At 35.2% G+C, this 12,377-nt stretch carries 13 protein-coding genes; 12 read left to right on the top strand and 1 reads right to left on the bottom strand.

The annotated features are described in order from the left end of the window. Nucleotides 1–130: 130 nt before the first annotated feature. The 6 genes from RV04_RS10660 (at nucleotide 131) to RV04_RS10685 (ending at nucleotide 6,573) form a co-directional block, all read left to right on the top strand. The gene (locus tag RV04_RS10660) at nucleotides 131–1,117 is read left to right on the top strand and encodes a helix-turn-helix domain-containing protein (protein ID WP_071858452.1); all 987 of its coding nucleotides are present in this window, start codon (nucleotides 131–133) and stop codon (nucleotides 1,115–1,117) included. Further along, nucleotides 1,084–1,395: a hypothetical protein gene (locus RV04_RS10665; RefSeq protein ID WP_071858453.1), complete on the top strand. Its 312-nt coding sequence runs from the start codon at nucleotides 1,084–1,086 to the stop codon at nucleotides 1,393–1,395. The genes RV04_RS10660 and RV04_RS10665 overlap by 34 nt, the downstream gene beginning before the upstream one ends. A 211-nt stretch (nucleotides 1,396–1,606) precedes the next feature. Continuing rightward, nucleotides 1,607–2,470, top strand: a complete 864-nt coding sequence (locus tag RV04_RS10670; protein ID WP_071858454.1) for a sulfite exporter TauE/SafE family protein — start codon at nucleotides 1,607–1,609, stop codon at nucleotides 2,468–2,470. 116 nt (nucleotides 2,471–2,586) lie between these two features. After that, entirely contained in the window at nucleotides 2,587–4,146 is a 1,560-nt protein-coding gene (locus RV04_RS10675; RefSeq protein WP_071858455.1) for a WD40/YVTN/BNR-like repeat-containing protein, read from the top strand. A gap of 113 nt (nucleotides 4,147–4,259) precedes the next feature. Next, nucleotides 4,260–4,919 carry an HI_0552 family protein gene (locus RV04_RS10680; RefSeq protein ID WP_071858456.1) on the top strand — a complete coding sequence of 220 codons (660 nt, stop codon included), beginning with the start codon at nucleotides 4,260–4,262 and terminating at the stop codon, nucleotides 4,917–4,919. Between the two features lie 127 nt (nucleotides 4,920–5,046). Next, a complete protein-coding gene (locus RV04_RS10685; protein ID WP_071858457.1) occupies nucleotides 5,047–6,573 on the top strand; it encodes a zinc ribbon domain-containing protein in 1,527 nt (508 codons plus the stop codon). Nucleotides 6,574–6,606: 33 nt separating this feature from the next. On the opposite strand, the gene RV04_RS10690 is transcribed toward RV04_RS10685, so the two are convergent. Beyond that, nucleotides 6,607–7,197: a hypothetical protein gene (locus tag RV04_RS10690; RefSeq protein WP_071858458.1), complete on the bottom strand. Its 591-nt coding sequence runs from the start codon at nucleotides 7,195–7,197 to the stop codon at nucleotides 6,607–6,609. Between the two features lie 335 nt (nucleotides 7,198–7,532). On the opposite strand from RV04_RS10690, the gene RV04_RS10695 reads away from it, so the two are divergent. The 6 genes from RV04_RS10695 to cas7i all read left to right on the top strand — a co-directional run. Beyond that, complete coding sequence (locus tag RV04_RS10695) at nucleotides 7,533–7,952, top strand: MarR family winged helix-turn-helix transcriptional regulator (RefSeq protein WP_071858459.1); 420 nt, start codon at nucleotides 7,533–7,535, stop codon at nucleotides 7,950–7,952. An 80-nt stretch (nucleotides 7,953–8,032) separates the two neighbouring features. Then, on the top strand, nucleotides 8,033–9,403 hold the full coding sequence (locus RV04_RS10700; RefSeq protein ID WP_071858460.1) for an MATE family efflux transporter: 1,371 nt from the start codon (nucleotides 8,033–8,035) through the stop codon (nucleotides 9,401–9,403). 108 nt (nucleotides 9,404–9,511) lie between these two features. Next, on the top strand, nucleotides 9,512–10,120 hold the full coding sequence (cas6, locus tag RV04_RS10705) for a CRISPR-associated endoribonuclease Cas6 (RefSeq protein ID WP_071858461.1): 609 nt from the start codon (nucleotides 9,512–9,514) through the stop codon (nucleotides 10,118–10,120). 34 nt (nucleotides 10,121–10,154) lie between these two features. After that, nucleotides 10,155–10,271: a hypothetical protein gene (locus RV04_RS13640; RefSeq protein ID WP_281246552.1), complete on the top strand. Its 117-nt coding sequence runs from the start codon at nucleotides 10,155–10,157 to the stop codon at nucleotides 10,269–10,271. Then, complete coding sequence (locus RV04_RS10715) at nucleotides 10,264–11,946, top strand: Cas8a1 family CRISPR/Cas system-associated protein (protein WP_071858462.1); 1,683 nt, start codon at nucleotides 10,264–10,266, stop codon at nucleotides 11,944–11,946. Before RV04_RS13640 ends, RV04_RS10715 begins: the two co-directional genes overlap by 8 nt. After that, nucleotides 11,939–12,377 (top strand): type I-B CRISPR-associated protein Cas7/Cst2/DevR (cas7i, locus tag RV04_RS10720; RefSeq protein ID WP_071858463.1); only part of this gene is annotated, 439 nt, incomplete at its 3' end. The genes RV04_RS10715 and cas7i, both read left to right, overlap by 8 nt.

Below are 12,377 nucleotides of genomic sequence, written 5' to 3' on the forward strand. Positions count from 1 at the left end.
AAAAGTGTCTAAATCAAATGTAATAAAAGGCAAGTAATGATACAATCAATAGATAAATTATAGTTTTATCGAGTATATTTTGAAATAGTTTAGCTAAAGATAAAAGTGTTTGATTTTAAGGAGGGGAAGGATGAGTATTACTGTTGATCAATCTGCTGCTTTTTATCAATTTTTAGATACACTGGATTGTTATCTGACCCATCAATCTCAGCTGACCAATGAAGTCCAACGTTTTTCTGAAAATCCACAACGCGAAATAGCCGCATTTATTACAAGCAAAACAACTGAGAAAATCGTAGTTGGAAAAGGATTTATTCGTCTTTTATATGTGATCAAAGGGAAATTAACTTATCAGCTCAATGGTGAAAAAAAAGAATTATCAGCTCAAGGAATGATGGTCACAAATACAGAGACCATGTTTTCTTATGTCAGTTCAGCCACAGCAGAAGTAGTTATTCTTTATTTTAAACCGAACTATTTTAGTGCGTCACTGTTAGGACAATTTGTCGAAGAACCTTTGCTGTATCGTTTTTTTGTAGAGGCATTGAGTCAGGATTTTAGTGGAATCAGTCGCTATTTGATCTACGATTTTTCTAACCAAATTGATCTTCATTTTTATCTCTTACTCTTATTGAAACAAGTAGTAAAGATGGCGTATTTCAATAATAAAGTGACTAAAGCTGCCTTTGTTTTACTGATTGTTGAGATGAGCCAAGTAGAATATCAGAGTTTGATTGATAAAGATTCCTTTATTTCAAATCAACAGTTAGCAAAAGAATTAGTGGCATATATCGATTTACGTTTAGAACAAGTAACATTGGAAGAACTTGCAGATAAATTTCATTTTCATCCTAATTACTTGTCCAGTTTACTCAAAGAGAAAACGGGAAAAACTTTTACGGAATGGGTATTAAATCAACGTATTGAACGGTGTAAAAACTATTTAACTCAAACCGATTTGACAGTACAAGCAATTATTGAACGTCTCGGTTATAAAGACAAAGCCTTTTTTTATCGTAGATTTAAACAAATCGAAGGTGTGACACCTCGACAATATCGTAAACTGAGAGAGGATAATCAAATATGTACGAAGATATCTTTGCCGACGTCCAACTGACCGTCGTGGAACAACCTATCGAATGGAAAGGCAATTTGCCTTTTTACCGGGGACATCTTAAAGAATTACCTTTTATTACTGGAGAAGGCTCTTCAAAAAAAGCGATGTATCGACAACTCGCAGCGCAATATCAAGAGTATGCTGCTCTGAATTTAGTAGAAGAAAAAGAAGAGGAAATGACCTCTTCGTTATTAACGGCAGATCAATTATTGAAATATTATGATGGTGAAACATTTGATGGTTTTTCTTTAAGAGATTTGCTCAAAGAAGACGAATAAATATAGCGGAATAAAGATGAAAGTGTCAAAATGTCTATCAAAAAAGTAGGTATTTTGGCTCTTTTTTATTTTGTATTTCTTAAAATATAATTATTTATGAGATGAATATAATCAAAATGTCACTTTAAATCCGTCAAAAAACTTGTGAAAAGTTGTATTATCTAGGAAGGTAAAAGAGCTTTCATACAATTGTTATTAAAAGGAGAAAAAAATGGTACAAGTATTGTTAGGATTATTAGGAATTTTACTCGTGTATTATTTGATTTATTTTGTACGCGATCTAGTTGCTTCTCGAGGAAATTGGGGAGGCGGGAGTTTTCTTGTTTCAGGGATCATCGGTTTTGTGACTGACGCCATGGATACATTGGGAATTGGAAGTTTTGCTCCAACTACAATGTTATTGGAATTAACGAAACAATTAGATAATGACCGTGAATTACCTGGTACGTTGAATGTATCACATACGATCCCAGTTATTATTGAGGCCTTTATTTTTATTACAGTAGTCAAAGTAGCACCTTTAACGTTATTTGCTTTAGTTTTTGCTGCAATCGCGGGCTCTTATTTAGGTTCTAAGACGGTGAGTAAGTTACCGGAAAAGAAAGTCCAGTTTTATATGGGGATTGCGCTGATCGTGACGGCGGTATTGATGTGTTTACGTCAATTAGGATTGCTTGATCTTTTAGGGACAGGCAATGCAATGACTGGCTTAACTGGAATCAAGTTAGTGATTGGTGTGATCGGAAACTTTATTTTAGGAGCATTGATGACGATTGGTGTTGGATTGTATGCGCCTTGTATGGCACTGGTTTACATGTTAGGTCTAAGTCCTTTAGTAGCATTTCCAATTATGATGGCTTCATGTGCAGGATTAATGCCTGTTGCAGGGGTAAATTTTATCAAGTCGGGCGATTATGCACGCAAAGTCAGCTTGGCGATTACAATCGGTGGAGTAATCGGGGTGTTTATCGCAACGAAATTTGTAACCGGATTAGATATGAATGTCTTGACGTGGATCGTGATTGTTGTGGTTATTTATTCAGGAGTCACTTATATTCGTAAAGGGTTACGTTAATAGTCAAAGACCTAGAATTTTTCTAGGTCTTTTTTTTAAATCTTCATAATAAAGCTAGCTATCAAGCATTTTATGCAGGATAATAACGACAATCATTTATTTGCTAGGAGAAATTTATGGATCAAGAATTACTGATTATCGATTTACTTTCTGCGAAAAAGCTCATCTACGAGCAAGCTAAAAAAAATCGCAATAAAAATTTGCTGACGGCTTTCGTATTTTTAATTTTGACAACCGTAGTTTTTTTCGGAATCGGTACCTTTGTATACCAGCATTTGCAGATCCGTGTACATTCAATTGATAGTGGCTATTGGTTGCGTGGGATTTATCATTTTTCGTTTGTATTAGGAAGCTTCAGTACAGCAATTATAACGGTCTTTTTTTTGGTCATTCTTTTTCATGGTGTTCGTTTTCGCCATAATTTCCAACATGTTTTAGAACGAATGGTACAAAAAGCCAGTCTTTATCCAGTTATCTATCAAGATAAAGACGCTTATTATTTAGCAGAAAAAAATGGTCGTTCTAAGATTCAACTAGTAAAAGCAGATTGCATTGAATTAACGACAACCTTTGATGGAGCTGTCATTTATATGGGGATAAGACAGTTAGGGTTTGGTTTTGTCGCGATGCAGGTATTTGTTTTGACTGCTGAACCAGCACAACTGCCTACGCCATTTCCTAAACAACAGCTGCTGAATTCAAATTGGTTGTTGGTACTATTGGCAGTCGTTTTTGTTAGTGCCTCAGGTGTTTTTATTCATGATGATGGATTAAAACGGCATCGTAACTTGTATGGAACTACTAATCAGAATACGAGTACAACAACTTCTACTAGTCAGCAAACAACGACCTCAGCTCATTTATTGGAACAGCACGGCACAGCACCTACTACGAAAACGGATCAAACCAGTCAGTTGAAATTAAATCAACAAACGAACGAATTGTACATGACGACAGATAGTGGAAGCTCATGGCGTTTCATTCCACTAAAACCAGATTGGTTACGAACAGGCAGTTATACATTGACTGCTGGAGAAATACCGATTGGTTATTGGATGGACAAGTCCTATGAGGTCTCTGCTGAATTTTCATGGTTTATTTATTCAGATGACGACAAAAATTTATACTTTTTAACATCAAAAGATGATGGAAAGACGTGGGAAAAGGCACTAGTTTCTGATTCTGCCCAACGGATTCGTTATCGAAAAGCTCAGTTTTTTGCAGATGGGAGCGGGATACTGGTGTATTCAACGATGTCACCGGAAGTCTCTTCAGAGGGCCTGGAAATCTATCAAACCAATGATTATGGAAAAACATGGACCCGAAGAAATGGAACGACGATCGATCAAGCAGTTCAAAATGTCAGTTTTGTTAATCCGGCGTTAGGTTTTGTCTCTACTCGTGGAAAATTGTATTATACAAATAATAGTGGTAGTTCATTTAAAGAGGCAGTGGTGACGATTCCGGCAGAATATGCAACAGGTGGATTAGACCTGTTCCAATCACCAAATGAAATCACTCAAGTCAGTACCAATCAATTGGAGACTAAATTTTACCTCGTAAAAACTAGTGGAATTGATCAAGGAAAAATGTTTGCTTGTTTGTACCAGTCTTCTGACAATGGTGAGACGTGGCAATTCTCAGAACAACTCTCACAAGTAGAAAATTCGGATTAAAACTTAATTAGAGTACTAGCTTTGCTCAGTGAACTGAGCAAAGCTTTTTTATTTTTATTTGTGTCACTGACAAGGAATACGTACAATATAGATGAATAGAAAGAAGGCTGATTATGGAATTGTTAGAGAGTGATTTTCAAGTCCTTGATCGAGAGATTTATACATTTAAACAATTAAAAGAACAGTATTCAAACGAGGAAATCGATCAAATAAAACAAACGTATAAAGAGCATTGGCAAAAGTGGAAAGTTTTACAATTAACTGTAGCTACGTTACTGCCGAATAATCTGCAGATGAAAAAACCAAAAATTGAGAGTTGGACGAATGGTTGGAATTTAAGAAATCATTTTTGGAGTGCTTATCGAGATCCTACCCATAAAAATCAAAATGCATGTTTAGCAGTCCTACTGAACAAAAAACAATTTCAAATTTATTTGATGTTTCAACATTATAAAAGTGAAGGACGATCAGGTAGTTTAACTAGTTATAATGAGTTGCTTGAACAAATCAGCGCGTGGAGCAAAACGGTTAAGAGTGAAGAGTATTATATCTGGCCTCAAGTTGAGTCTGAATTAGTGGATCATTTGCCCTTAACGAAATTTTTAGCAGATCCTGAACAACCTAAAAAGTTAAAATGTTCCTTAGAAGGCCGGAGCTTTCAGATAGGCAAGTTGCTTTTTAAAACAGAACCTATTCCAGCGATTGAAGAAGTGGCTGCTACTGCCATCCAAGAATTAGCACCATTGTATTCAGCATTGAATGTAAATAGTTAAATACAGCGCTTGTTTTTAGTGAGACATCATAAAAAATAGTTTATTTTATTATTGTTTTTGTTACAATTGTAATGAATTTAAGCAATAAAGTGTTGGGCAAAAGATCGTAAAGGGATGAGGCTAAAAGATGAAAAATTGTCCAAGTTGTGGGCATGAAAATTTGTTGGATGCACACTTTTGTGAAGCGTGTGGGTGTGCTTTTGAGATCGGAAAAATGGAAGAAGGATATGTCAATGAAAGCTCGACTGCTTTTTATTGCTCGAACTGTGGGAAAGCAGCCACTGAAGCAGTAGAATACTGTCCGAACTGCGGAAGTTCATTGAAAAAAAATAAGCTATCATCCATTCTACCAGTAAAATCAGCGCTTACGAAAAAACAAAAAATAGGAATCATCGTCGGAATGAGCATAGTTATTCTTTTATTAATTGGATTTATGGGCGGAAAATATTACTATAGTTATCCGCAACAGTTAAGCCGTTTGGAGCAAACATTTAAAACTCAAGATCCCCAAAAAATTGCAGAAATTGTCACATCCGATGACCCTAATTATCATGTTTCGACAGCGAATATGAAAAAATTTGTCAGTTATTATCAAAAAAGTGAAAATAAAAAAGCGTTTACTAGTTTTTTAGCAGATCTCGGTCATGACCCGGAACAATTAAAAGATTTTACAATTGTTCAAAAAGGAAAATATTTAGGATTATTTCCTAAATACCAATTATCCATTCTTCCAGTCTATGTAACGGTAACAACCGATCAGTCAGGTATGGAATTACTTTTAGATGGGAAAAAATTAGCAACATCTAAAGGAAGGAACTATCAAACGACATGGGGGCCGCTAACACCCGGAAACTATCAAGTTGAAGGGAAATTGGATACAGAGAAATCAATTGTGACACAAAATTTGGTGAGATATCAAAACTCAGAGTTTAAATCTGATAGTCAGTTGGCGATTAATCTACACAAAGTTGCCTTCAAAGTAACGTCAAACATTGAAGGAGCAAAAATTTTAGTAGATAATAAAGAAGTAGGAACCATTAAAAATGGGAAAGTGGAAATCAAAAACCTGGTTTGGCATCAAGGAATGAATGTAAAAGCAATCTATCCAACAGAAAATGAGCAGTTAACAAGTGATAGCTACAAAATTTCTGAAACTGAATTTTTAGCAGATGATTATGATTCGAATAGTTATTTATCAGAGATGAATTTAGATTTTGAAGGTATCCAAAGTTCCGGCGATGTCCAACATTTTCTAGATCGCTTATATGAAGAAGTTAGTGATTATACTTCTAGATACAGCATTTTTGGCGCTTCACAAACCAGTGATTTGGCTGGTTATTTTGTTGACGGACTGTCTAATACAGATGAAAAAGATTTTGAAAAATTTATCAATGATATTCGAACAAGTGGAAAAAAATTACGGGTTGATGCTGAAACGAAAGTAGAATCAATTACTATGACAAGTAAGAACATTTATCAAGTTCAATATTTGATCTATTACGATACCGTTTATACAGATGATACGGCGGATGTCAATCAAGTGTTTCGCTATAAAAAAGCGCTGTTGCGTTATGATCCAACAAAGGCAACATTTCAAATCGATAATCTTGGTGGCGCAGAAAATTTTGAAACGCTCGATGATGGAGGAAACTAAAAAAGGTATGCCTGATGGCATACCTTTTTTAGTTTAATAACATTTTGAGCAAGGGGTTAGTCCACGTGCTTGAGCCTCTTCTAAAGTGGCGGGGTTATAGACACCATTTCCACACTTATGTGTATGGTACTTACTTCCGGTAGCTGTGATATAAACTGTTTGACCTTGTGTAGGTTCAGCAACTACCTGAGCGGCTTGTTGCTGATCTTGCTGTGCTTGAACTTCCGCTGCTTGTTTTGCCGCATCTGCTTCTTGAGCAAGCCGTTGCTCTTCTGCCTGTTTTTCTTCAGCAATTCTTTTTTCTTCTGCTGCTTGAGTTTCTTGTTCCTTTCGCTGCTGTTCTGCTTGCACTTTTTTCTGTTCTTCTTGTTGGTCCTTTAGAGCAGCGGGAGCCGTTTCTTCTCCGTTCTTCTTAGTAACTTCGTCTGCCTTTTTGTCTTTCTCAAGAGACTCAATCGTTTTTTCTAACGAAGAGATGGTGGCATTCTGTTCTTCATTAGTCAGTTTTTGAGCTTCAATGGTTTCAGATTGACTGCTGATTGTTTCAGATGCGTTAGAATCACTACATCCAGTAATAAATAATCCTAAAGTAAGTACCAACCCTAACTTAATAATTTTTTTCATCTTATACCCTCCTAAAGCATTTTTAGCACTTTAATCATCACCCTAATAAACATTTAAAGCGCTTTTATAATTAAATGATACTACAAAATTAATTATAATATTGTAAAAAAAAGAATAAAAAAGATGAAAATAACCGTATTTTAATTTTTAAATAGTGTAATCTAAAGCTAATTTTGCTAGTACAAATTTATTTTATGTTAGATAAAAATTTAAAGCTTTATTGTTAGGTATCTAAATATTAGAGAATGATCATTTTTCTGTTGACATTCTTTTTATCTACGTGTATATTCTATTCGAACAGTTAGATATCTAATGTTTAGCGAGGAGAGATTTTTATGGAAAGAATGATTGTTTCAAGTTTACTACGTTCGATCATGTATAAATCGCGCGAATCAATGAGTCAGCGTGTCAAAGATATGGATGTCAGTCCTCAACAAGGACGGATGATCTCCTATATTGCACAATATGAAGAAAAAGGATTGATTCAAAATGATTTAGCGAAGGCTTTCCAACGCCGAAGTGCTAGTATCACGAGCATGCTACAAGGGTTAGAAAAAAAAGGATATATTGAACGTCGGATTCCTGCTGATAATGAACGTCAAAAAAATATTTATGCTCTTCCGAAAGGCAAAGCCTTAGTCGATGAAACCAATCAAGCATTTTATGATTCTGAAAAAGAATTGGTGCATGCATTATCTGAGGAAGAAAAACAACAACTCATCACTTTGTTAAAAAAAATCGACGATAGTCTCTAAGCAACAGACAAATGTAGTCTGTTTGCGGCTAAATAGTTAGAATTCTAATAATTATAAATCTAGTAAAAGAAGGAATTATCATGGAAGAATTTGAAACAAACGAATCAAATATTTATTACTTAAAAGAAAGTCCTATCCGAAAGGCCATCGCACATCTATCGATTCCGATGATGGTAGGGATCTCAGCGACAACTATTTACAATTTAATCAATGCTTATTTTATCGGGTTGATTCACGACACGAATATGATGTCAGCTATTACATTAGCAATGCCGATTACGATTATTTTGATGGCTGTCGGAAATGTTTTTGGTGTTGGTGGTGGCACATTTATTACGCGTTTACTCGGGAGTGGGGATACTGAAAAAGGCAAAAAGGTCGCAGGCTATTCCTTTTATATGAGTATTATTGCTGGAATTATCATCGGGATCTTAGCAATGATCTTCATGACACCTTTTGTACATTTGCTAGGAGCGGATGGACAAACGTTGGTTTATACAAAACAATATTCAACGATTCTATTTGCTGGTGGATTTGGGATGATTTTGAACTTCGGTTTAGAACAATTGGTTCGTTCAGAAGGAGCTTCAAAGGAATCAATGTACGGGATGTTTATCAGCGTTGCTGTCAGCATTGTCCTAGATGCATTGTTGATTTTAGTATTTAATTTACATGTCATTGGTGCCGGTATTTCGATGGTTTTAGCCAACTTAGCAGCTACAGCTTATTATGTTTGGTTTTTAGAAACAAAAAGTGAATCTTTGAAAGGCTTCCTAAAACATTTTCGTATTTCGATCAAAGATCAATTAGAAGTCTATAAAATCGGTATCTCTGAAATCTTCAAATCAGCTTTTATGATCGTTACAACATTATTGTTAAATAATTTCTCTGTTGAATATGGAGACAACGTGGTAGCTAGTTTCGGGATCGCAGTTCGGATCACGCAATTACCAGAATTTTTGACTATGGGCTTATTTTTAGGCGCAATGCCCCTATTTGCTTACAGCTTTTCTGCTCATAATACCAAACGATTAAAAGAAGCATTGAGAGAAGTTTCCTTATGGATTGGTGGTATTTCTATTCTCTTTGCTCTACTCGTATATGTTTTTCGGGTACCGGTTTTAGGACTGTTTACCAGTGATCCAAAAGTTATTCAAGTTGGGTTGACAATTTTAGCTGCACAATTGATTTCATCCGTCTTCAATGGTTTTTCAGGCTTATTTACCGGAATCTTCCAAGCTTCAGGTTTTGGAGCTCAAACGGGTGTGATGTCAACGATTCAAGGAACTTTCTTTATTCCAGTTGTTTTATTATTACACCATTTTTATGGCTTAGATGGTTTAATTTGGTCAATGACTATCACTGAAGGTATCGCCTTTGTTGCTGGAGCAGTCATGATGATCCCTTATTTGAACAAACTCAATAAAGATGAACTACCTGCAATGCAATAAAAAAATAGAACCTGTCAGTTTGACGGGTTCTATTTTTTTTATATGCATGTTGTAACCGAATATGCTAACATTAATATAAAGATTACTTTTTATGAGAGGAGCTTGAAAATGCGTTTCAAAATCAATTTAGAAGTTAGTTCAGAAAACAATCAGAAAATATCGATCAAGTATCAATCGATTTTTCTATCATTATTAAAACGCGGGCTCGAAAATGCTTCGCCTGAAGTTTATAAAGAATTATATGAACAGAACAAAGAAAAATTATTTTCACAGGCGGTAATTTTTAAAGGTGCAAAATTTGAAAAAGAGAAAATATTACTTCAGACGCCTACGATTACTTATTTATTTTCGACACCTAAAGCTGATTTGGCGATGGCTGTATACAATGCTTTTATTTTTTTGAAGGAAATGAAAGCGGTTTCTTTTGCTGGCGATCTAAAAATAAGAGTTAAGTCAATATCAATGATCTATCAAGAACCCATAACGGATAAACAAGTCGTTTTTCAAGCTGTATCTCCTATTTTAGCGAGAGATCATAATCGTGAGATAAGAAAAGATTGGTTCTTAGATTTTACTGATGATAAATATGAGGCTGTTTTGAAACAGAACTTAATCAATCGGTTGGTTCCAGAGATGGGCCGCGGCGTAAAATTTGATATAGACAACTTAAAAATAAAACCACTGAATATGAAAAAAAACTGTAACGAAAGCCTATGAAAAATTTTATCAAGGAGCTATTGGAACGATTGAAGTGACTGGAGAGCCTTATCTATTAAATGTGATTCGCGATGTTGGTTTAGGATCAAAAACGGGTCTTTATTTTGGATATTTGAATCAGCTAAAACAAGGTGGTGAAACGAATGGATAGTCTAGTAGAAGACGAGGTTCTAGAATTCCGTTTAAACTCATGGATGGAGAATGCTGCGATTTGTGGACTGGTCAATATTCTGGGTGAAGATAAGGTTAAGATAAAAGATCAAAGTGTAGAAGTGCCATTGGAAGAATTGCGAAATTTTGAAGAAAAGTATTTCTTCTATTTTGCGACACAGTATAAAAAACTATCTTCGTTGACGAAAGTGATGGCCTATGAAGATGAGATGAATCGTCATCAGCAAGAAAATTTCGCTCATTTTGATGAAAAGGCTTATGATCGATTGCAAAAATATATTGATGTTTTGAATCAATACGGAGTAAGAGGAGGTAGTTATCTTTCGGTATATCCATTGATTGATTCTCCTGTGGATATCGTTGCGTTAATCAAACAAATAAAAAAAGAAAATCTGAAAAAGGGTGAATTTGAAAAAAATCGTGAACAAGTTGTTGAACGAGTAAAAAACATTTATCAGATACTAACGAAGATTTTCGCCTACTATCACCGTGAAGATGTTCAGCATTACCTACCAGCTAAGATACAAATCTATAATGTTATCAATAATGGCTACAATGATGTGTCTTTTTTGAACCGGCAAGAAAGCAAAGGGGATTTCTTTGAGAAGTACCACGATTATTTTGTAGAATCGATGCTATCTTATTTAGAGGAAAATCACGATAAAGACAAGTTATCTTGTACAAATTGTGAAAGATCTATACGGAAAGGAGAAATCCCATATACATTCATTAATAATGCTGGTTATGATATGGGGAAAAAACAAAGTAACGCTTGGTCGTTTACGAATGATTTATTTATGTGTCCGGTTTGCCGTTTGCTCTATACTTGTATTTCCGCTGGTTTCACGTATGTTTATAGCCAAGGTTTATTTGTGAATGATAATCACTCGGTAAGGACATTGCTTAATGTAAATACAGGGATTCGTTTGAATGTATTGAGTTTGAATAAAACAGAAGTAAAGGCGATTGACACATACGCGGCGTTGATTCGCACCTTGCAAGATTCGATGAATCGACAAAGTCATCGTGAATTGCAAGACATTCAAATTGTTCGTTACGAAAACAAGCGCTATTACTTTAATCTTTTACCCAATCATATTTTAAAGACGATCGATAAATCGAAGGATCGACTAACAGAATTATTCAATGCGGGATTTGTTTTAAATGGTGAGTATCAAAATCTTTATCGTGAGATCGTCATTCGATTAATGAACAATACTAATTTATTTTCACTGATCCATCAAGTGTTACGAACAAAATGTACTGGCGGACAAGTTTATGCGAATAGTTATCACATAATGAAAATGATCGAGATTAATCAAAATTTTTTAGAGGAGCTGATTCAGATGAAAGGATTGGAAAAAGATGAGCTGGAGAAGGTTCGACGCGATGGCTACTTCCTAAAAAAGGAATACGCGAACAAGAACAAAGCAGACTCAATTGGGTTTCGATTGCTCAATGCTTTAAAGGCCAATAATAAAGATGCCTTCATGGATATGTTGTTAAATAGCTATATGTATTTAAACAAGCAAGTTCCTAAATATTTTACAGATATTTTTTTAGATGACGAACGGTTTAAAACGATTGGTTATTGTTTTGTGACGGGTATGATCGGAGAAGCTTATAAAAATGAAGGGGGAAATGATAATGAGTAAAGGGTTAACGATGACAATGATTTTTCTAGCAGAAAGCGCGAATTATGGGGAATCTTTAGGAAATGTGGCGACTTTGAAAAAAATTACTCGTGACAACGGAGAACAGTATACTTACATTTCCCGTCAAGCGATCCGTTATAATATTGTTGAGCAGATGGGAGAGCCACTAGCTTCTTTAAAAGCCGAAGGGAGAGGTGAAAAGAAGGTGATTCAATTTGATCACAATGCGACTATTGACAAATATTCTGAAGTAGATCTTTTCGGATATATGAAAACTATCAGTGAAAGTAATGCTGTGACACGTCCTGCTAAGGTTCGTTTATCCAATGCAATCTCCCTTGAAACTTACAAAGGAGACACTGATTTTCTAACAAATATGGGATTAGCTAATCGTTTAAGAGAAACTGGTGTAAAGGGCCACGATAAAATGT

This window comes from Enterococcus hermanniensis, assembly GCF_001885945.1.
Lineage (GTDB): Bacteria > Bacillota > Bacilli > Lactobacillales > Enterococcaceae > Enterococcus_A > Enterococcus_A hermanniensis.